Source organism: Nostoc sp. ChiVER01, from assembly GCF_034531155.1.
Lineage (GTDB): Bacteria > Cyanobacteriota > Cyanobacteriia > Cyanobacteriales > Nostocaceae > Nostoc.
This window is the reverse complement of sequence record NZ_JAVRBS010000007.1, coordinates 270,011-290,820: the sequence shown is the minus strand read 5'-3', so window position 1 is coordinate 290,820 and position 20,810 is coordinate 270,011. Positions and strand designations below refer to the sequence as shown.

At 39.2% G+C, this 20,810-nt stretch carries 14 protein-coding genes; all 14 read left to right on the top strand.

Features of this window, described 5'->3' with window-relative positions; translation table 11 throughout:
- Positions 1-754: 754 nt before the first annotated feature.
- The 14 genes from RMY00_RS12510 (at position 755) to RMY00_RS12445 (ending at position 20,781) form a co-directional block, all read left to right on the top strand.
- Positions 755-2,617, top strand: coding sequence for a GMC family oxidoreductase (locus tag RMY00_RS12510; protein WP_322647845.1), 1,863 nt, complete (start codon positions 755-757; stop codon positions 2,615-2,617).
- A 171-nt stretch (positions 2,618-2,788) separates the two neighbouring features.
- Positions 2,789-3,880: a ferritin-like protein gene (locus RMY00_RS12505; protein WP_322647844.1), complete on the top strand. Its 1,092-nt coding sequence runs from the start codon at positions 2,789-2,791 to the stop codon at positions 3,878-3,880.
- A gap of 53 nt (positions 3,881-3,933) precedes the next feature.
- The gene (locus tag RMY00_RS12500) at positions 3,934-4,410 is read left to right on the top strand and encodes a hypothetical protein (protein ID WP_322647843.1); all 477 of its coding nucleotides are present in this window, start codon (positions 3,934-3,936) and stop codon (positions 4,408-4,410) included.
- Between the two features lie 94 nt (positions 4,411-4,504).
- Positions 4,505-5,173 (top strand): pentapeptide repeat-containing protein, encoded by a 669-nt coding sequence (locus RMY00_RS12495; protein WP_322647842.1) that lies wholly within the window; start codon positions 4,505-4,507, stop codon positions 5,171-5,173.
- Between the two features lie 808 nt (positions 5,174-5,981).
- The gene (iolE, locus tag RMY00_RS12490; RefSeq protein WP_322647841.1) at positions 5,982-7,094 is read left to right on the top strand and encodes a myo-inosose-2 dehydratase; all 1,113 of its coding nucleotides are present in this window, start codon (positions 5,982-5,984) and stop codon (positions 7,092-7,094) included.
- Positions 7,095-7,315: 221 nt separating this feature from the next.
- Positions 7,316-7,708, top strand: coding sequence for a YybH family protein (locus RMY00_RS12485; RefSeq protein WP_322647840.1), 393 nt, complete (start codon positions 7,316-7,318; stop codon positions 7,706-7,708).
- A 34-nt stretch (positions 7,709-7,742) separates the two neighbouring features.
- The gene (locus tag RMY00_RS12480) at positions 7,743-8,147 is read left to right on the top strand and encodes a DUF4904 domain-containing protein (RefSeq protein ID WP_322647839.1); all 405 of its coding nucleotides are present in this window, start codon (positions 7,743-7,745) and stop codon (positions 8,145-8,147) included.
- Between the two features lie 96 nt (positions 8,148-8,243).
- Positions 8,244-9,251 (top strand): sugar phosphate isomerase/epimerase family protein, encoded by a 1,008-nt coding sequence (locus RMY00_RS12475; RefSeq protein WP_322647838.1) that lies wholly within the window; start codon positions 8,244-8,246, stop codon positions 9,249-9,251.
- Between the two features lie 231 nt (positions 9,252-9,482).
- The gene (locus RMY00_RS12470) at positions 9,483-11,456 is read left to right on the top strand and encodes a galactose oxidase early set domain-containing protein (RefSeq protein WP_322647837.1); all 1,974 of its coding nucleotides are present in this window, start codon (positions 9,483-9,485) and stop codon (positions 11,454-11,456) included.
- 117 nt (positions 11,457-11,573) lie between these two features.
- Positions 11,574-12,593, top strand: coding sequence for an L-dopachrome tautomerase-related protein (locus RMY00_RS12465; protein ID WP_322647836.1), 1,020 nt, complete (start codon positions 11,574-11,576; stop codon positions 12,591-12,593).
- A gap of 92 nt (positions 12,594-12,685) precedes the next feature.
- Positions 12,686-14,110 (top strand): peroxidase, encoded by a 1,425-nt coding sequence (locus RMY00_RS12460; RefSeq protein WP_322647835.1) that lies wholly within the window; start codon positions 12,686-12,688, stop codon positions 14,108-14,110.
- Positions 14,111-14,346: 236 nt separating this feature from the next.
- Positions 14,347-16,335: an amylo-alpha-1,6-glucosidase gene (locus tag RMY00_RS12455; RefSeq protein WP_322647834.1), complete on the top strand. Its 1,989-nt coding sequence runs from the start codon at positions 14,347-14,349 to the stop codon at positions 16,333-16,335.
- Between the two features lie 171 nt (positions 16,336-16,506).
- Entirely contained in the window at positions 16,507-19,293 is a 2,787-nt protein-coding gene (locus RMY00_RS12450) for an MGH1-like glycoside hydrolase domain-containing protein (RefSeq protein ID WP_322647833.1), read from the top strand.
- Between the two features lie 627 nt (positions 19,294-19,920).
- Positions 19,921-20,781, top strand: a complete 861-nt coding sequence (locus RMY00_RS12445; RefSeq protein ID WP_322647832.1) for a sulfurtransferase — start codon at positions 19,921-19,923, stop codon at positions 20,779-20,781.
- Positions 20,782-20,810: the final 29 nt, after the last annotated feature.

Genomic DNA, 20,810 nt, shown 5'->3' with positions numbered 1-20,810 from the left:
TTAAGCTTTCAAAGATTTACCCAACCCAGCAGAATTAATGCGACAGACCACTAGTTCTATCATGTCCGCCTAATTAGTTATAATTCCGGCATCTATGCAAAAACTAGAAAAACTTCTTTCACCCTGCTCCCAGCACGAACTGCTCCCTTGCGGTCTTAATGATAAGTCTTTCACCGAACATGATATTCGCTGTTAGTTCGCTAATATATAAAACTCCTATTTTATTTCTGAAAAAACTCCTTATAACTGGAAAAGGCTGATTCCCAGCTATCTACTCCCTTAAATACTACAAGACTATAACAATAAACGAATTGAGTTAATGAGGCAGCTTGAACTTGTGAATGTAGTTACGTAATATTACTGATTGACACCGCGTATTTGCGGTGATCATAATATGATGTTGTTTCCAATACATAACTGATAAAGTCTATAAATTAAACACAAAATTCATCAATAAATTTAGAGGTTGACAGATTGAACCGTCTTCATTCTGGCAAAGTGCGTTTGCCTTTCTATTTAGTGGAATTAGAGTTCGCAAACAAGTATGTTACTAAACTTTATAACAAGTATACAATACGTAATTTTGTTGAGGAAGTTGATGACAGTCCAAAAAGAAATCCGTCAGTGTTGACTCCCTTAAATCAGTAATGGAACCTTCAATAAAAATATTACTGAAGCAAAACTCATCTCATTAAATATCTAGAGATATTGCCGAATAGATTCATGTCAAAGAGTAACTTTTAAGGAGTAACCGATGAGCCTAGATCAGACAATTACAAATGTCGATTCTGAGACTGTCTTTAACACGTTGTATGATGTCGTCATCGTAGGAACGGGGGTAGCTGGAGCCATTGTTGCGAAAGAATTGAGTCAACAGGGCAAGAGGGTTTTAATCCTGGAAGCTACAGTAGAAAAGGATTTCACCCTTGCAGGCTTTCAAAGTTACGTCGAGACTTTCTACAAAGCGGTGGAGAAAAATCCTAACTCTCCCTATCCTGCTAATGCCAATGTTCAAAGCCCCACTGATTACAAAGACTATTTTATAGAACAAGGCCCCATGCCCCTTTCGGGTTCCTATACACGGGTTCTGGGTGGGACAACAATGCACTGGGAAGCAAAAACCCCACGCATGTTACCGGAAGATTTTAAGTTATACAGTAACTACGGCCAAGGTCTTGACTGGCCGATTAAGTATCAAGACCTTGAGCCGTACTACCGCAAAGCCGAGTACGAAATGGGGGTTTGTGGGGACGTAGATGAGCAAAAACAACTAGGCATCGAATTTCCAGATGGCTATGTTTTCCCTATGGAAAAGCTTCCCCCCTCTTACTTGGATCAAAAAGTTATTGAGAAAGTTAATGGGACTAAAGTTGAACTGTATGGCACAACCCATACATTAAGCTTTTCTACTTTTCCTCAAGCTCGCAATGGAGTACCCAATCCTAAATACGATGCAGGTAACCGCTTTGTTCCTAACGGCATAACCAGTTTCCCTCCTGTTCAGTATGGGGAACGTTGCCAAGGAAATGCTAACTGTGTTCCTATCTGTCCGGTTCAAGCGAAATATGATGCTCGCAGAACCTTAGGTAAAGCCTTTGAAACCGGTCGAGTTCATGTACTCTACCAAGCGGTAGCTTATCGGGTAGAATATAACCGCGAAAACGGTCACATCAGTGCCATTCACTATAAACATTATGAGAATTCCAATTCTAGTGAGTACACTACAGGAATCGCTAGAGGAACATTATTTGTCTTAGCGACTAATGCGGTCGAAAACGCTCGCCTATTGCTCGGCTCTGAGTTGCCTAATACTAGTGGAATGATTGGGCGGCATTTAATGGATCACCCTTTCACTTTAGCTTGGGCTTTGATGCCTGAAGTAACCGGCACGATGCGAGGGCCTCTTGTTACATCAGGAATTGGAACATTTCGTAAAGGGGAGTTTCGTAAATTACAATCTGCCTTCGCAGTAGATATTCACAATGATGGTTGGGGATGGGCAACAGGATCGCCCAAAGGTGAAGTCGAAGATGCGATCGACAACAAAAACAAATATGGCCAAGAACTGCGCCAGACATTGATTAGTAGGATTTCACGCCAACTGCTGCTGGCTTTCATGTGTGAATTACTCCCCGAGTACGGTAATCGAGTAACCATCGATCCAAGGCATAAGGATAAACTGGGTAATTATCGTCCCGTTATTAACTTCAACCTACCTGACTACAGTCGCAGAACCCTTGCCTACACTAGAAAAGTCTCTCGTGTAATCTTCGGGCGTTTAGGAGCAGAAGATTTTACCAACTACGATCCTAAAGACCCCGCATATTTTGAGTTTGAGGGTGAAGGTTACGTATACAAAGGCGGAAACCACTTTTCGGGAACTCATATCATGGGAACGGCGGCATCCAATTCAGTTGTTGATAGTCATCTGCGTTCTTGGGATCATCAAAATCTTTACCTAGTCGGCGCAGGAAGTATGCCAACCATTGGTAGTTCAAATACAACATTGACTGTTGCCGCGCTGAGTTTTAGAGCTGCCGAGCAGATGCTTAAAGAATTAAATTCTTATAATTTGCAAACCAGTAATTTGCAAACAAGTAATTTGCAAGCTATCTAAGGGCGTGTTATCAATTAAAATTACGCTCATTAAAGAAAGAAAGGCTTTGGGCGCGGTTTTAATGCAAAATTTATGAGGGCTGAATTTCAGCCCTAAATAGTGTTTTACGGCTATTTGATGATACGCCCTAGTACCCCTTACACAGTTTAAAAAACATTGCGAGTAGACATTATGACTACAGTCTCCGATAGCTTAAAGTTGATTACAACGGTCGATCAATTAAAGTACTATCTCATACAGGCAATGAAGATAGAACATGCAACCATTCCCCCTTATATGACAGCGCTTTATTCCATTAAACCCGGAACGAATTTAGAAGCTTTCCATATTATCCGGGCGGTTGCTGTAGAAGAAATGCTACACCTAACTCTTGTTGCTAATGTTTATAATGCAGTGGGAGGAACGTTTGATTCAGGAGTCCTGACGGCATCTGATTTTGTTCCAAGATATCCTAGCTATCTACCTACAGGCTCTACAGATTTTAAAGTAGGTTTAAGCAAGTTTTCCGAAGAAACGATAAAGACCTTTCGTCAAATTGAACGGTCTCAACACGTTCCAGAAAGTCAAGCATTAGTTGCATCTCGAAGCTTAGAAGAATATTTGTTGGAAGTTATAGGCTTCGATCCGACTAAGGCTTTCTACAGCATTGGCTTATTTTATGCAGAGATAATTCGTGGTCTGAATGCACTCTATAGAGATAATCCCAATCTATTTTGTGGTGATCCTAAGCGACAAATTACCCCCGAATACTACTACAACGGTGGTGGAGACATCATCCCAGTAACCGATCTGCGTTCAGCCATACGAGCCTTAAAAGTGATTCAAGATCAGGGTGAGGGGTCAAGAAGCGAAACGATCTATGATGCAGAGCGAGAACTAGCCCATGACTATCGTTTTCAGCAAATACTATTAAAGCAATATTATGTAATAGACAAGGAAGATCCTACAAAATCTGATCTGCCCGATAAGCCTACAGGTAAAGACTTTACCGTAGATTGGGGCGAAGTTTATCCAATTAAGGATAATGCCAAACTGAGTGATTATCCAGAAGGATCGGAAGTGCGTGCAGCAGCCTTAGAGTTTCACTCTGCTTATAGTGACTTCTTAGCCAAGATTCAATACGCTTTTGACGGACATCCCGAGCATTTAATTCCCGCAGTTGGGGGAATGTTCCGCCTTAAAGAACAGGCTAATAGTTTAATGCGTAACCCCATTCCAGGCAAACCAGGGGTCAATGCAGCTCCTCTTTTTCGGTTGGACTAGCCTTAGTTAACTTTAGCTTAAGGATCTAAACTTTTTGTGGAGGTAAATAATTAATGGATATTAATGCACCTGAGTTTTTGGACTATTTCCTCAATTTCTCAGTGGTTCTTACAGGTTTTTCTAAGTTTCATTTGCAGGGAACAGGTCTGGCTACTCTTTATTTTGAAACCATTCGAGACATCATTGGTGGAGATATATTTGCAGAACTATTAACAAGTTTTCATCAGTTGGAGCTTGAAAAACAAGAAAACAACCACGAATCAATCACACAGATTTTAGCGTCTCAAAAATTTGGCCCGATCGCCCGTAATATCATCAAGGTTTGGTATGTAGCTACTTGGTATACACTGCCACAATCCTGGCGGGATGTTTATGGAACCAAAGAGAAAGATGGAACCTTTATTATCAGTCCACATGCCTATCCAGAAGGACTTTTATGGGTTGCGATCGGTGTTAACCCACCTGGCGCGAAAGGTCAGGGATACGGGACTTGGAGCGAACCCCCTTTAGTCAGTCTGGCTAAAAGCTAACATCTCTTCTGGGTATCACCTTACTCAATCTCTAAAATAAGATTCATCTTTTAGCCTGACAAAATTGCAATAATTCCTAGTTTTAAGACCAAACATGAGTATTACATCTTGGTTTCGTAGGCTCTCTACTATTGCCTTCTCTATCTTCCTTAGTTTAGCCATCTTTACTTTACCCGCTAACGCTTTCGTTACGACGGATTACCAAAAGTTGCTTTTGACAAACGCCTGTGTTAATTGCGATCTATCAAAAGCCGATTTATCAGGTAAAGATTTGTATGCCAGCGCACTCGATGGAGCAAATCTATCAGAAGCCAATCTCTCTGGTTCCCTACTTAATGACGCAAAACTCAAAGGAGCTAATCTAAAAAAAGCCAATTTATCGGGAGCCATCCTCATGGGGGTAACCTTGTCAGATGCCGATCTAACGGAGGCCAATCTTTCTCAGGCAGATTTATATAATGCGCTTCTGAGTAATACAAAATTGTTAAACGCAGATTTAACCGGTGCAGATTTCACAGAGGCCATTATCTCTGATGCAGATTTGTCTAATGCTGTGGGGAAAAATGCCAAATTAAAGGGAGCAATTTTCTCTCGAGCTATTCTATCGGGAGCAGATTTGTCCAATACCTTCATGAGAAATACAAGATTATCAGCAGCCACGCTTAAGGGAACTAAGCTATCTGGGGCAGATTTGTCTAATTCTGTGATGCCTGACGGGACTACCTATAATGGAGATGTCACTAAGTTTGGTGCTTTGCAGTAAGACCTGAGTCCTGCTTCAGCATGACTTGAAAAGCTGAAAATCAAAAAAATGTAGAGTGGGTTATTACAATTTTATAACCCACCATCCCCTAAAATTGCTGTAAAGCATTGGCAAAATTTCTTCTTATAGGCAGATTTGAGGAAATTTGACTCAAAAAAACGAATTCTCGTCATTCCAAAGAGAATCTTGATAAGGGATTAAAAATAGGAAGACAATCATAAAGTAAAAAAGCGCAGCGATCGCCAAAATCCTTCTGCAATTTTTTCCAAAATAAAATTTTGTTAATCCTCAGTATTGCTAGGCAAGAATTATCCCAATTTATTCATCTTTTTGAGCCAATGCGATTATTCATGTCTATATGGTTAATAAATATATCTTTGGATTTATGAAAAATTAAGATCAAATCTATAATGTGAATCTCAATTAAAGATATGTTTTTATTACCAAGAAGTTTAGTTAAGAAATACTAATTCTCAGCTATATATATTCTTTTTTGGTAATTAAATATGGGGAAATAGTAATCAGTTTTATAACAATTATAAAAAATTTCTTAAGCTATTAGCTGATTACTAAAGTATTAATTAAAATGATTTAAAATATCTAGATAATTTTAGTATTTTCAGCAGTAGTAGTTAAATGTACTCGTTGGATTTTTTCTAAAATTAAGAGCTAGTTAATACTTTCCTTCACTTTAAAGAATGATAATCAGTCTTTCTCTTTTTTAGTTGATTACTGCTTTTTAAAAGCACACTATTGACTAATTTGGCAAAATTTGAACAAAGTTACATATATTTGGGATAACCAAACTATGTTAAAACAACAAGGTAAGTATAAGATGAATAACTCTAGAGGTTGTAACCAATTCAAATCTATTGGTCGCTTATTGATTGTGTTAGTGGCATTAATATTTTTCGGGATAACTTATTTTAATTATCCCGCCACTGCCGCTACAAATAACGACAAAAACTCATATTTAGTGTCTCTGATTCCGCCTTCAAAGACAACACCTATATTCGATCCAGCAAAAGTTTCTTTGGGCATTACACCCACAGGTTGGAGCAATGGTGACGATCCTAGTATTGATCTCTATCCTCGTATCTCTTATCAGCAGATTCTGAGTGAAATGGCACTAGCTGGCTTCAAAGGCTCGCAAACCTCAGGTAAGTATCCGGAAGATATCGGAGTTTTGAAAAGAGAGTTAAAACTTCGTAATTTGACTATTTCTGAACCTTGGGTGGGGACTGAATTCACAGTAGGAAAGACAGATGAAACCTGGGCTGAATTCAAGAAACAGGTGCAATTTATGAAACAAATTGGTGGCAGCAAAAGTATTGTGGTAGCGGAATTGGGTAACGCAGTTCATCAACAGCCAGTTGCACCTTTGCCTAATAGACCAAAGTTTACTGACGAGCAATGGAATGCTCTGACTCAAGGGTTGAATCAACTTGGTAAAAAAGCAAAGGAGGAAGGTATGCAGATATCGTACCATCCCCATATTGGTACAGGAGTGGAAAACTTGGCTGATATAGATCGCTTGATGGCAAATACTAATCCCGAATATGTTAATTTGCTACTCGATACTGGTCATTTATACTACGCAGGAGTCGATCCTCTGGAAGTGACCAAGAAATATGGCGATCGCATCAAGCACGTTCACTTAAAAAATATTCGTAAGCCTGTTTTAGATGAGTCCATCAAAAAAGGTTGGAGCTTTTTAGGTTCGATTAAAAATGGTATATTTACTGTTCCAGGAGACACCAAAGAAGGTGCAATTGAATTTAAACCGATTTTAAATGAGCTTGCTAATGCCAACTATGAAGGATGGCTCATAGTGGAAGCAGAACAAGATCCTAACAAAACAAATCCTTTGAAAAACGCGCTAATAGCTCGTAGTTATCTACGTGATGTGACTGGTTTATAAGCTATTTCAGCAACTGTCAGTAGGTCAATTCAAAATTCATAATCTTTATCTTTTGAATTTTGAATTGATTTACCACATCCTTAGGGCTTTTATAGTTATTTCATCAGCAAATTCGTTTTGCAGTGTCATATTCTTTATTTTGAAGAGCGAAATATGATGTAATTTGCCCAATTGTTAGATGCAAATAAGATAATTAAACATTATTTCAATGGAGAATAGCAATGAAATCGAGTGATAAAGAAAAGATCAGAACCGTTTTTGAAGAAGTATATGCCGCTAATGTTAAATCTGAAGATTTGTGTGGTTACGGGGAGATGTATACAGAAGATGCTCTTTGGATGGCGCCGAATGTCCCCGATCGCGTCGGCATTAATGACATTGTTGAAGGCTTTAGCGAGCAGATTGCTAGCAACAAGATCGATCCAATTTTCACTGCCGAAGAAATCGAAGTCATTGGCGATTTTGGTTATGTCTTAGGAATTTCTCTTGCTACAATTTACCCAAAAGATGGTAGTCCATCAAAACTGGTTAAATTTCGCGCATTATGGTTAATGAAAAAACAGGATAACAACTGGAAAATTAGTCGTCAAATTTGGAATAATAAACCCTTGTAATACTTCGATTTTACAACTTTTGGAGAATTGTAAAATGAACAAATGTAAAAAGGGCAAAGAAGAATATCGTGAGATTATTGACTATTATTTCCGCTCCTTTGGAACAGGCGATTTTTTAAAGGTACAGTTTTCTTCTGAGATTCAATTTCTTAGCCCGATTAGTGAAAGGACTATCAATGGGCGTGAAGAAGTTGTGCGTTTTGTTAGCGGTGTTGCAAGTCGTGTTTCTGAGGTGAACGTATTATCTATTACTATTCAATATCCGAGAGCAAGCGGTGTATGGCAGATGAAGACAACAAAAGGAACTTTATATACTCTGCACAACTTCTTCCGTCTTGATGAGGAAGGGATTGTGTATATATGGCCTATGTTCGATCCTAAAGCTATCATAGATAATCCTCAGGGTTTGCTTCAGTGGCTTACAGGCAATGGATACTAACTTTGACGAGAGTTAATAGGTAGATAAATTGGTTGAAATTATCAATTTAAAGTTCATAATTTTTGGATTTAGCCAGCAATCAACGCAAATTTTAATATGAGCAACTTCTCATCTTTACCTGATATTTACCTGAGCTTCTTCCTGTTTACCGTCAATTTGAATCCTGGTGATTCAGAATATCGGCAAACAATTCTAACGCATATAAAAGAGCTTCAAAAGTTTGGTTACACTGGCTTTGAATTTCCTATTGCGCTTAACGAAGATAAAAATTACGAAAAAGACATTGAAGATTATGCTAGTTTGCGATATAGTCTGGACTCAGAAGGGTTAGAAGATGTAAAAATTGCTACTAATGTCGGGGCTACCCGTTCCCTCGATCTAAGTTCTCCCTACTATGAACAAAGACAAGCAGCACTAGAGTACCTTAAGTCAAGAATTGACATAACAGCTGCACTTAGGGGTGAAATTATGATGGGGCCGATTGTCATCCCTTATGGTGTATTTCCAACTACTGACTTTAATGTTCCAATTTGGAGCGATCAACTTCAAGAGCATTTAGCAATTCGCTATCGCAATGCTCAGACAATCTTTGATGAATTAGGTCAATACGCAGAGCAACAAAATGTTAAATTAGCAATCGAACCAATTACTCATTGGGAAACCCCTGGCCCTAACAAATTATCGCAACTAATTGATTTTTTGGATGGAGTTGATAGTAAACAAGTAGGAGTAGTGATTGATAGCGCTCACGAAACTCTTGATGGCGATGGGCCTGAGATATTCAAAGCACAAGTAGCGTATCTTGCCGAACAGCAAAGACTTCATTACGTACAAGTCTCTCCTCCCGATCGCGGCGCACTTCATACAAGCTGGATTCCTTGGCAATCATTTTTAGAACCAATTTTACAAGTCTATGATGGCCCGATCGCAGTGGAGATTTTCAATGCCATTCCTGCTTTTATTAACTCACTTCGTTTGACTCGACGTAAGTTTTGGATTCCTGGAGAAGATCCTGAAAATAAATATCCAAGTGCCTATGATATTGCCAACGAAGCCATCAAAGTTACTCGAACAGAATTGGATAAAGTCAAGTATTCATGTTAAGAAATTATCCTATTCTAAATTATTGAAGGCATTTATCTTGACTGAGCAATCGTCAAATATTTAGATACTGACTTTCATAACTTGTGAATCCGATTGTTTCTCTTTTCCTTACCATCATAGGGAATACAAGGGGTTAAATGATAAATAAAATATTTTTCATTTAAATATCATTTAACCTCTTTTATCTTGAGCAATTCATTTTGCATAGGTACTTAAGATTTCTCGATTATTATGCTATTTAATAAAAATCGGATCGTCTCAGTTTTTCTGGCTTCTATTCTAGCTGTAGCTATTACTATCTCTGGCTGGGAACAGGCGATCGCCCAGCCAATAGCCGATTTAAAAAAAGAAGAAATGGGTGCATGGGAAACCATTCCTATGCCTCCTAAAGAAAATTTGATGCAATCTGTCCATACTTTACTACTTCCCAATGGCAAGGTATTGAGCGTTAATGGTAGTAGTTTTCGCAACACTGTAGTTATTAACAATGGAGAACCCAATCCTAGCTTTATAGAAGGAGTTAATGTCACAGATTATGATGTCATCAACAATACTGCCCTTTTAGATCCTGAAACTGGAAAATTTGAACGCATTGCTTCACCACCATTCCAGCAATATGGAGAAATCAATGATTTATTTTGCTCCGGTCATTTGCAACTAGCCGATGGTAATGTTCTTTTTGTCGGCGGTACTGGACGATACTACCCTGGAGGAGCTTTTACAGGCTCTAGACAGGTCAATCTTTATGATTGGAAAACAAATAAGTGGTCTGCTGTTGGACAACTTAAAGAAGGACGTTGGTATCCTAGTTTAATTTCACTAGCTGATGGGAAAATAGTTATTTTTTCCGGTTTAAAATACGAGTCTCCCAATCAAGTTAATCCGAGTCTAGAAATTTACGATCCTAAAACCCAAAAACTCCACTATATTGACCTAACAACCGTAGAGAACAGTCCCTTCAATACCAAACTCACAGATGTTGGTGCCTACGATACTATAGACCTGTATCCTCGCGTTTTCCCAACTGCTGACGGCAAACTTTTGATAACTGGAGATGACGCTGGAATTGGTGGGGTTTTGGTCACCCAGTCCAGCAAAAAAAGCTATTTAATGTCTGTCCATGAGAACGCAGAGGGTAAATTATCCGTCAGTTTTGAAGTAGTAGCCGATCGGGGAGAGCCGTCTAAAGCTTATGGAACTGCTGTGCAAGTTCCTAATTCTGAAGATGTTTTATTACTCGGAGGTATTATCGGCACCAACGACATCAATTATGGCCGAGGAGGTAATACAACAGGTTTTCCAAACTGGTCAAGGGTTTCTACTAGCCTACAGCATTGGACATCCCCTCGTAAGAGTGGAGAAAAGAATGGCAAGTGGGAAATTGTCAACAACTTTCTTGATAAGCCAAGAGCTAACCTCCAAACAGTGATTCTACCCAATCAGGAACTCTTGGTAGTTAATGGCGGTGAATATCCAGAATACAAGCCAGTCTATGAACCTTTGCTAATGACTCCCGATTCCAGAGCTATAGGGGGTTACATTACCAAATCTATGAATCCGGCTAAATTGCCCAGGCTTTATCATAATGGGGCAATTTTGTTACCGGATGCTCGTGTTTTGATTATTGGGGGAAATGCCAATCGAACAGCACGGGAAAAAGATGGCACACTTCACGTTAATATCCAGCGAGATCCCCTGAAATATTATTATAAGTTTCCCAAACTGACAGATAAATCAGGTAAGAATGAAAAGACATTCAATCTTGAAGAATATTACCAATCTCCTCAAAGTTATTTTATTAAGGAAGACCTTGATAAGGGAGATAAAGAACCCTTCGTCCCTTCTGAAATTTGGCAAGCAGAAATCTTCAGTCCGCCCTATTTGTTTAAGCCGGGTACTCGTCCTGAAATAGCTAAAGCTCCTGAAATACTCAACTATGGAAAATCTAGCAGTATCTCAGTCAAGGATGCCACAAAAACAGGTTCTGTGGTTCTGGTTAAGTTGGGTTCAGTTACTCATTCTTTCGATTATGGGCAACGATTAGCAGATTTGCCAGTCGAAAATGTTGTTTTAGGAAGCGAGTCTGCTATCAAATTTAGAGCGCCGAAAAATGCTAATCTTTACCCACCAGGTTACTACATGATGTTCTACCTCAATGAATTAGGTAAGCCGTCCCACGCCAAGATGGTAAAGCTTGAAGTTTAAGGAGACTCAATCAAATATTAAAAAAGAAGGTTTTTTTACTATGAAAAAATCGATTTTGTAACTACTTCTAACAAATCACATTCTCTCAACCATTGGCGAAATCAATAAAATTTTACTATGAAAAATTTACGCGATCGCCTAGAAGTCATAGCAGAATTACCGATTGCCCCCGGTAACATCACTGTCACACCAGAAGGTCGAATTATTCTTAGCCTTCACCAGTTTTATAACCCTGAAATCAAAGTAGCGGAACTGACCAAAGACGATATAATACCATTTCCTAAATCGTCAAAAGTAAAAAATATTACTTTTGATACCGTGTTAGGAATTAAGTCTGATGCCAATGGAACTATTTGGATGTTAGACAACGGCAATCAAAGTAAGTCAGTTCCTAAACTGGTGGCATGGGACACTCATAAAAATGAACTGGCAAGAGTGATTTATCTACCACCGCCCATAACATTAGATAGTTCCTTTGTTAATGATTTGGCAGTGGATTTGACCCGTAATGTTGTCTATATTTCTGATCCAGCAGATGGAAATAAGGCGGCTTTGATTAGGGTTGATTTGAAAACAGGATTAGCTTGTCGCATTTTACAAGGACACCAAAGCGTAGTGCCAGACGATATTGATTTGGTGGTTGACGGGATACCAGTGCAGATTAAGCAGCCTAATGGGACTTTAATTCGTCCTCACTTAGGTGTGAATGGGATTGTCTTAGATACATGCAATGAATGGCTGTATTTCTGTCCGATGCATGGTACTAGTATGTACCGCGTGCAGAGTGCAGACTTGAGCAATCCTGATTTGAGTGAAGCTGAATTGGGCAGCAAAATTGAACGATACAGCCAAAAACCAATTTGTGATGGCATTACCATTGACCAAGAAAACAATATCTACTTGGGAGACTTAGCAAATAACGCGATTGGAGTGATTACACCAGATCGCTGCTATCAAATTCTAGTTACTGATCAGAAGTTGTCTTGGATAGATTCGCTGACTTTGGGTTCAGATGGCTGTATATATTTAGATTGCAATCAATTACACCGTTCGGCTCCTCTCAATGCAGGAGAAAATACTTCTATGCCACCCTATTATATTTTTCGTTTGAAATCTTTTACTTCAGAAGTTGCATAGTGTTAAACCAAATGTCTTAACTAAGACGATCTAAAATTCTTGATTTTAATCTGCAACGGTTCAATTGTAACTTTAACAACAAGAGTTAAACAATGGCACTAACAGAAGAAGATTTAAAAACCATACTAGAAGATGGCATCGATCCAGAAAACCCTGGTAAATACCAGACTTTGCTAAATGATTTACAGGGAAACATTTTAAATGGGCATGGACGAGATCATATCGTACATCTGTTTTTACAATTTAAACCTGGTCAAGTAAATGCAGTCAAACGATGGATTCAAAACTTTGCCCAGAAATATGTCAAATCTGCCGAGCAGCAGTCAAATGAGGCCTGCGAGTACCGAACTAAAAAGATATCAGGTGGTATATTTGCTAGTTTATATTTGTCTTGTCAAGGTTATGAATATCTACAAATAAAACCGTCGAAAATACCTGGGGATCAGCCATTTCGATTAGGTATGCAGAATGTTGATATCAAGAACTCATTAAACGATCCAGCACCGATAGATTGGGAACCAGGATTTCAACAGAAACCAGATGCCTTGCTACTTATAGCAGATGATAATTTGACAGACTTATCCAAAGCAATTAACGATATCTGTTCAGAATTGTCTCAACTGTCCAAAATACTTCACAGAGAAGATGGTTTTATCCTCAGAAATGCTCAAAATCAAATTATAGAACACTTCGGTTATGTTGATGGTGTTAGTCAACCTCTATTTCTGAAACGAAATATTGCTAGCGCCAAAGCTAATAACTCTGACTTCAGCAAATGGGACCCTCGCGCTCCGCTAAGTGCGATCTTGGTTAAAGATCCTAACGGTAAGACTGAAGATAGTTATGGCAGTTACTTAGTTTGTCGGAAACTTGAACAAAATGTCCAAAAATTCCGTGAAGAGGTGCGGAATTTAGCTAAACAATTAGGTATCAATGAAACTTTAGCCGGAGCTTTGGTTGTGGGACGGTTTGAAGATGGAACTCCAGTAACTCTTTCAGATTTACCGAGCCAAAGTGCGACAACCAATTACAATTACTTTAATAATTTTAATTACGACTTGGATACGGAGGCAACAAAGTGTCCATTCCATACTCATATCCGCAAAGTTAATCCTAGAGGCGATACAGGTAGAGTAGAGTCTTCACCAGGTTTTGATGAGGCTTTAAAGGTGGAGAGAAGGCATCGAATTGCTCGTCGTTCTGTCAGTTTTGGAGAGCAAGATTGCAGTAAAGAGCCGACAACAGGCTCAGGATTGCTGTTTCTTTGCTTTCAAGCAGATATTGAAAATCAGTTTAATTTTATACAATCTAGATGGGCAAATCCTAAGAATTTTGTTCAAGTAAATGCTGGCCCAGATCCGCTAATTGGTCAACCAGAGGGAATTCAGAAATGGCCAAAAGAATGGGGCGGATTAAAAACTGAAGAATATGGGTTTAAATTGCCGGTAAAAATGAAGGGAGGGGAATATTTTTTTGCACCTAGCATAAGTTTTTTAAAAAATTTGGCAAGAACTTAATCTTAGCTTATAAATGAGTTTAGTTAAGCTCTGTTGCTTGAGTAGGCACTATAGCAATCCTGTTTAAGTTATCAAATTAGTCATGTAGATAGGCAATAGATAACAGATTTTTTTCAAATGATTTAGGATTGCTATGTATTCAAAAACTTTTACCAGCTATATAGACTTGGAGTTAATAAAAGTTATTGATGTGGAAACCAAAACTGAGAATATTGGTGACATAATTAGGTCTATTTATGAGCATCAACTTTGGACGGGAAATTTGTGGGAATCTTGATGCAGCAGAGTCGCGTGAGTGGTTAGTAACCAATGGTAGCGGCAGCTATGCTTCAGGTACAGTAGCAGGTTTATCAACACGAGGTTATCACGGTTTACTTGTGGCTGCATTGCAACCACCGTTGCAGCGAACCGTACTACTAGCAAAGCTGGATGAAACAGCAGACTATGAAGGCAGATCTTATCCCCTGTTTGCTAATCGTTGGTCAAATGGCACAATTTCTCCTCAAGGTTACCGCCATATCGAAAGCTTTTCTTTAGAAGGAACAGTACCTGTATGGAGCTTTGCTTGTGGAGGTGCGTTATTAGAGAAACGCATCTGGATGCAGCCTGGAGCTGATACTACATATATTCATTACTACTTGCGACGAGCAAAGCGATCGCTTAAATTATCAATCAAAGCATTTGTTAATTACCGCGATTATCACAGCAGAACCCATGCTCAAGAATGGCCTGCTAAGGATTGGCGCATGAATGTAAAAGCGATCGATCATGGAGTCGGTGTCACAGTATTTCAGGGAGCGCAACCTTTATACTTGTTGACAGATAGCGGTAATGCCTCACTTAATAACGAGTGGTACTACGGATTTGAACTCGCAGCCGAAAAGGAACGCGGACTCAACGATATAGACGATCATCTTCACCCAGCAACTTTTGAAGCCACACTTGAGCCTGGAAGCTCATTTACTTTTGTCGCGAGTAGAGAGCAAAATCCTAATTTAAAGGGTGCAGTGGCTTTAGACTTACGTCACCAGTACGAGCAAAAGCTGATAACAGACTGGCAAGCTAAACGATCGCCACAAGCACCTCCACCTCCTGATTGGGTGCAGCAACTTGTACTCGCTGCCGATCAGTTTATTGTTGACCGACAAGACGGAAAAACCATCATCGCCGGTTATCACTGGTTTACTGATTGGGGTCGGGATACCATGATTAGTCTACCCGGTCTGACGCTTGCCACTAATCGTCCGCAAATTGCAGAGTCCATTCTTCGCACCTTTGGCAAATATATCAACAAAGGAATGTTGCCGAATCGTTTCCCTGACGATAATAAGCCACCCACAGAAGATTACTACAATACAGTTGATGCAACACTATGGTATTTTGAAGCCATCCGCCTTTACCTTGCTACCACTGGTGATGACAAGCTATTAGCAGATTTATTTCCTAAACTGGCAGAAATTATCGAATTTCACCGTCAAGGAACACGCTACAATATTCGCCTCGATCCCAATGATGGGTTGCTTTATGCAGGGCAACCAGGAATGCAGCTTACCTGGATGGATGCCAAGGTCGGTGATTGGGTGGTTACTCCTCGCATTGGCAAGCCTATAGAAGTGAATGCCCTTTGGTATAACGCTTTGCGAACAATGTCTCAGTTCGCCCAAAAGTTAGGAAAACCTGAGAAAGACTACGATGCAATGGCTGATGCCACTCAAAAAGGTTTTAGTCGTTTCTGGAATGATGCCAAAGGATACTGTTTTGATGTTTTAGACGGTCCAAATGGTAACGATGCCTCTTTGCGACCAAATCAAATCTTCGCCGTATCCTTGCCAGAAAGTCCGCTCACTCTTGAACAACAACGGCAAGTAGTAGAAGCGTGCGAGCGATCGCTTCTAACTTCTCACGGTTTACGCAGTCTTGCACCTGATGATCCGCAGTATATCGGTCACTACGGTGGAGATCAATTTCATCGTGACGGCGCTTATCACCAAGGAACAGTTTGGGAATGGTTAATTGGCCCGTTTGTCTTAGCTCACTTGCGTGTGTTTAACAACCCATCCATTGCTCGCCAATTTCTAGAACCGATGCAACATCACCTCTGTACTGCTGGAGTTGGAACTATCAGTGAAATATCTAATGGCGATCCACCAATGGAACCTAAAGGTTGTATTGCTCAAGCTTGGTCAGTTGGAGAAGTACTCCGCGCTTGGTTAGCTACGGAGTAATGAGCAGGGGGCAGGGGAGGCAGGGGAGGAAATTTTATCAAGTTGTTATTATCCCTCGATTCAGCAACGGCACGAATAATATTTAGGTTCGTTTGAAAGTTAATAGCTCATGAATGCTATTAACTATTGCAAATTATTAATCATCGCAAACATTATAAAAGGAAACGAACAATGAACAAGATTCAAGAGACAGCAGAAGGAAAAAGATTAATAGAAGACCGCGATCGCAGCCAAAATAAATATTGGAAGCGGTGGGGTTCTTATTTGAGCGATCGTCAGTGGGGAACAGTACGAGAAGATTATAGTGCTGATGGCGCTGCCTGGGATTATTTTTCTCACGATCAAGCTCGTTCCCGCACCTATCGTTGGGGCGAAGATGGAATTGCTGGGATTAGCGATAATTACCAACGAGTTTGTTTTGCGATCGCCCTTTGGAATGAAAAAGACCCGATTCTGAAAGAAAGGCTATTTGGTTTAACCAACAGTGAGGGCAATCATGGGGAAGATGTCAAAGAATATTATTTTTATCTTGACAACACTCCCACGCACTCATATATGAAATATCTTTACAAATATCCACAAAAAGCTTTTCCTTACACCCAGCTAATTGAGGAGAACAGACATCGAAAATCAACCAATCCCGCAGCTTTAGAATATGAACTAATAGATACAGGGGTTTTTGATGATAATCGTTACTTTGATGTTTTTGTAGAGTACGCTAAAAATTCTCCAGAAGATATTCACATCAAGATTAGTGTTACTAATCGAGGCTCAGAAACCGCCAAACTGCATCTTTTACCAACTATATGGCTTCGTAATACTTGGTCTTGGGGGTATAAAAATCAAACAAAAGAATTTAAATACTTGCAAGCTATCAAAACTGACTCGAACCTAAGCGTCATAGAAACTGTTTATCAAGATAATGAAGAAGTTAAAACTTTACGCAGAGGATGGCTTTATAGCGAAGCTCCTAAAGAACTTCTGTTTACAGAAAACGAAACAAACAAGAAACGATTTGGATGGGGTGAGAATTCCGGCCCCGTCAAAGATGGCATAAATGATTACATTGTTTCTTTCGGAAAGAATAAAACAGTAAATTCTACTCAAAAAGGGACAAAAGCCGCAGCTCATTACGACTTGACAATTAATCCAGGAGAAACCAAAGTAGTTAGATTGCGGTTGAGCGATCAAAATTTAGATTCTCCTTTTGGTAATGATTTTGAAACTGTACTTCAAACTCGCCAGAAAGAAGCCGACGAATTTTATCAAGCTGTTTGTCCTTCTGATATTTCCAAGGATATGCGAAATGTGCAAAGACAAAGCTTTGCTGGTATGTTATGGAGCAAACAATATTATCACTATGTAGTTTATGATTGGCTCAATGGCGACCCCAATCCACCAAAGCCACCAGAACAACGTAAATGGGGCAGAAACCGTGAGTGGGATCATTTATTTAATGAAGATATTATTTCCATGCCAGACGCATGGGAATATCCTTGGTTTGCTGCTTGGGATTTAGCTTTTCATACCGTTACCTTGGCACTAATCGATCCAGAATTTGCCAAAAAGCAATTGTATATATTTACGCGCGAATGGTATATGCACCCCAACGGTCAACTACCAGCTTATGAGTGGGCATTTGGTGATGTAAATCCACCTGTTCATGCTTGGGCTGCATGGCGTGTTTACAACATAGAAAAGGACATGTATGGCACTGCTGATAGAAAGTTTTTGGAAGAAATCTTTCAAAAGTTATCTATTTATTTTACTTGGTGGGTGAATCGTAAGGATGCTGAAGGCAACAACCTTTTTCAAGGTGGATTTTTAGGATTAGACAATATTGGAGTTTTGGATAGAAGCAATATTCAGATTCCTAATGCAACCATAGAGCAGTCTGATGGTACTAGCTGGATGGCAATGTACTGTCTAAATTTACTAAAAATAGCCACGGAACTCGCTAAAGAAGATTCTAATAGTAAGTCTAGTATTAAGTCTAGTAAAAACTATAGAAGCGAGTATGAAGATATGGCTTCTAAATTTTTCCAACACTTTCTACTCATTGCTGATGCAATGAATAAAGTCGGTGGTACAGGCGTAGATATATGGGATAAAGAAGATAAGTTTTACTATGATATTCTTAAAGCTCCTCCAGGTGTAGTACAGGGTGCAAACAATGAAGGTGTACTGTTAATGAAAGTGCGGTCAATGGTTGGGTTAATTCCGCTTTTTGCTGTAGAAACAATTGAACAAGAGATTGTTGATAAATATTTAGCCTCAGATTTCAAAAAACGGGTTTATTGGTTTATTAACAATCGCCCTCAACTTACTCAACACGAGAATGTTTCTGTCCTCCCCAATCAAAAAGGACTCTATTATTTGTCGCTGGTAAATAAAGAACGACTCAAATCTATTTTGGAGCGTCTGCTGAATGAAGCAGAATTTTTGAGCGATTATGGTATCCGAGCTTTGTCAAAATATCATAAGGATAATCCTTATGTATTGCGGGCAAATGGGCAAGAGTATCGAGTAGAATACGAACCAGCAGAATCAAAATATGGAATGTTTGGTGGAAATTCTAATTGGCGCGGCCCTATTTGGTTTCCTGTGAATTATCTTATCATAGAATCTTTATTGAAGTTTCATGATTTTTGGGGAGATCAAATCAAAGTTATGTGCGCCACTTCTTCTGGTGAAAAGAAAGAGATGAATCTGCAAGAAGTGGCAAATGAATTAAGCCAAAGGCTAATCAAAATTTTCCTGAAAAACCCAACATCTGGTAAGCGGCCTGTTTATGGCAGTTCAGAAAAGTTTCAAAACGACCCACATTGGCGTGATTTGATTCTGTTCTATGAATATTTTCATGGCGATATTGGTGCAGGCATTGGTGCTAGCCATCAAACCGGTTGGACAGGTTTAGTAGCTGAATTAATTCAAAAATCAGCACAAGACATTACATAATACAAAAAATAAGAACCCCTCCCTGCTCTTCGCTATGCATTACCCACATCTTTCTTTACAATCTCGAAACGCTTGTTTTGTAGGCATCTTAAACACTGAGGTGTGAGTCATACTTGACAAATTGGCTCTTAATATTCTCACTAAAATTAGGTTTTTATTGAGAATTAACGACAGACGTATCAGGGTTGTAAGAAACGTGAGTGAATACTCTCGCAATTGTTGAGAAAGATCCGGGTAATGGATAGCTGCTCTTCGGGAGGGGTTGGTGATCATGGACGAAATCCTGGTAGCAGCGATCGCTCCATACCTATGAGATTTTGAAGTCACTTGTTCTTGTAATTTGATAACGACAAATTAAGCGTTGAGCAAACGATAAGCTTACCTTGAAGCGCTCGGCTAGTTGTCGTTGCGACCTTTAATACTAGACGAGAAAATAATTCTTTGCTTCTTTATTCTCGATAAATAAACTTTATTCAAAATTCTGGATTAGGAATATTACTTTCAAATAACACATACCAAAAGTTATCTCGTAACATTTAACATTCATGATTCTGTAATATGCATTTCAAAATGCAAATGTACCAAGGGCGATAATGCTTACTGGTACAATAACAGAAGCATGAAGTCGTGACTACAAAACTCCTCATTTTTCCTAAAGAACTCACGTCACTTTTAGTAGAAAATCCATCACAGACTGTTATTATCGATACGCGAAGTCAAGAAGATTATTTTATTTCTCATATCCCTCAATCTATAAATATTAGAGATTTCTTTACCTATCTTTTAGATAATTCCTCCCCAACAGGATTGAAGGAACTGCAAGAGTATTTTGCAGAAATTATGAGCAAAGTAGGAATATCTGGTACAGAACAGTTAATTGTTTATGAAGATGCTTTAAATAAAGGTTATGGTCAATCTTGTCGAGCAGCTTTCTTGCTGAAGTATTTGGGTTGCGCTCAGGTATCTATTTTACACGGAGGATATAGAGCATGGCTCCAAGCAGAATTACCTATTACCGATGAAGTACCAAAGCATGAAAGCAGCATATTTAGATTGCATCCCAATGCTGACATAATAGTGACTACCACCGAGATGTTGCAAGCAATTGCTAATCCAGCAATTATTAAATTAGATGTGCGCGACAGTTCAGAATGGCTTGGATTGAGTTCTTCTCCCTATAATCCTGATTTTTGTCCTCGCAAAGGTAGAATACCTAATGCAGTATGGTTAGAATGGCATCGTCTGATGAATTCTGAATTAGAAATCCCTACGTTTCGTTCGCCAGAAGAAATCCGAGAAATTTGTCAATCAATAGGTATTACTTCAGAGTCCATTGTATACATTTACTGCTTTAAGGGTTCAAGGGCTGCTAATACATTAATAGCCCTTGAACAGGCAGGAATTTCTGCTAAAAATTATTTTGGCTCTTGGAATGAATGGTCTCGTGACTTTTCATTACCCATTGATAGCACAGTAATTAGCGTGTAAGGTTGCTGATAGTTAGCGATGTCTACGGC

Excerpts from the sequence above, each read along its gene's own strand:
- iolE (WP_322647841.1), top strand. The coding sequence starts at position 5,982 with ATGTTAAAACAACAAGGTAAGTATAAGATGAATAACTCTAGAGGTTGT.
- RMY00_RS12470 (WP_322647837.1), top strand. The coding sequence starts at position 9,483 with ATGCTATTTAATAAAAATCGGATCGTCTCAGTTTTTCTGGCTTCTATT.
- RMY00_RS12450 (WP_322647833.1), top strand. The coding sequence starts at position 16,507 with ATGAACAAGATTCAAGAGACAGCAGAAGGAAAAAGATTAATAGAAGAC.
- RMY00_RS12465 (WP_322647836.1), top strand. The coding sequence starts at position 11,574 with ATGAAAAATTTACGCGATCGCCTAGAAGTCATAGCAGAATTACCGATT.
- RMY00_RS12505 (WP_322647844.1), top strand. The coding sequence starts at position 2,789 with ATGACTACAGTCTCCGATAGCTTAAAGTTGATTACAACGGTCGATCAA.
- RMY00_RS12510 (WP_322647845.1), top strand. The coding sequence starts at position 755 with ATGAGCCTAGATCAGACAATTACAAATGTCGATTCTGAGACTGTCTTT.
- RMY00_RS12460 (WP_322647835.1), top strand. The coding sequence starts at position 12,686 with ATGGCACTAACAGAAGAAGATTTAAAAACCATACTAGAAGATGGCATC.
- RMY00_RS12475 (WP_322647838.1), top strand. The coding sequence starts at position 8,244 with ATGAGCAACTTCTCATCTTTACCTGATATTTACCTGAGCTTCTTCCTG.
- RMY00_RS12455 (WP_322647834.1), top strand. The coding sequence starts at position 14,347 with ATGAGCATCAACTTTGGACGGGAAATTTGTGGGAATCTTGATGCAGCA.
- RMY00_RS12480 (WP_322647839.1), top strand. The coding sequence starts at position 7,743 with ATGAACAAATGTAAAAAGGGCAAAGAAGAATATCGTGAGATTATTGAC.
- RMY00_RS12495 (WP_322647842.1), top strand. The coding sequence starts at position 4,505 with ATGAGTATTACATCTTGGTTTCGTAGGCTCTCTACTATTGCCTTCTCT.
- RMY00_RS12485 (WP_322647840.1), top strand. The coding sequence starts at position 7,316 with ATGAAATCGAGTGATAAAGAAAAGATCAGAACCGTTTTTGAAGAAGTA.
- RMY00_RS12500 (WP_322647843.1), top strand. The coding sequence starts at position 3,934 with ATGGATATTAATGCACCTGAGTTTTTGGACTATTTCCTCAATTTCTCA.